1 protein-coding gene is annotated in these 1022 nt (G+C 53.2%); it reads left to right on the top strand.

What is annotated here, in order from left to right:
* Window positions 1–783 (top strand): apolipoprotein A-IV repeat region-like domain-containing protein (locus D1227_RS00005; protein ID WP_147373240.1); only part of this gene is annotated, 783 nt, incomplete at its 5' end.
* Window positions 784–1022: the final 239 nt, after the last annotated feature.

Here is a 1022-nt window from a genome sequence, read left to right as displayed (position 1 = left end):
GTCATCATGAAGTTTGTGGCTCTCGCTCTTGCTCTCCTTGCCGTTGGTTGCCATGGCGCCGCTCTGCAGGCCGACGCTCCCTCTCATCTGGAGCATGCTCGCGGTCTCATGAGGCTGTACCTGGATTCAATCAAGACCAGCCTGGAAAACATCGCCGGAAAGATCGACGACGAGGCAGCCAAGAATGCCATCTTGACCCGCACTAACTTCATCCACGATCAGATCCTCAAGCTCCAGGAGCAGGTTGCGCCCTTCACCGACAGCGCCGTGTCAACCCTCGATGACGCCACCCGGGACCTGCGCGCCTCAATCCAAACCGACATTGACACTCTGAAGGCGGAGCTGGAGCCAATGCGCGCCGAACTCCACACAGTGGTCAACAACCACATCGAGGAGTACAAGGCCCTGCTCCAGCCCCACCTGGATGAGTACACGAAGAAGCATGAGGCCGACGTGGCAGCCTGGAAAGAGAAACTCAAGCCCGTGATGACCGAGCTGCAGGAGAAGATCGACAAGAACGTGGAAGAGACCAAGAGCAAACTGATGCCAATCATCGAAAAGATCCGCGGGAAGATCACAGAGCGCGTGATGGCGGTGAAGGAAATGGTGGAGCCCTACGTGCAGGACTACAAAGACCAGATGAAGACGTACTATGACCAGGCCAGTACCTTGAAGGAGACCAACTTCGACGAGGTGAGAGAGAAGCTGATGCCACACTTGACCGCAGTCAAGGATAACCTCGGCAAACTCGCTGAAGAAGTCAAAACCATGTTGGGTCAGTAAGCCGCAGTTTACTCCTTCCTTCATCTACCTTCATCCCCAAATTGTCGGTGCCTTCTGTTGTCATCTGACCTGACGATCCACTGCACAACACCAAAAAAAGCCCAACCTCCAGCAAACTCATAAAATGGTGGGACTCTTGCTTTTACACGGTCTGATGCACAAACCAGCGACACATACAAGCTTATAGCACACACGAGATACAAACGCTTTGAATGATGTATGCTGTAAAAACAAGATAC

This window comes from Henriciella mobilis (assembly GCF_003576315.1).
GTDB classification, from domain to species: domain Bacteria; phylum Pseudomonadota; class Alphaproteobacteria; order Caulobacterales; family Hyphomonadaceae; genus Henriciella; species Henriciella mobilis.
This window is presented reverse-complemented; position numbering and strand designations above follow the sequence as displayed.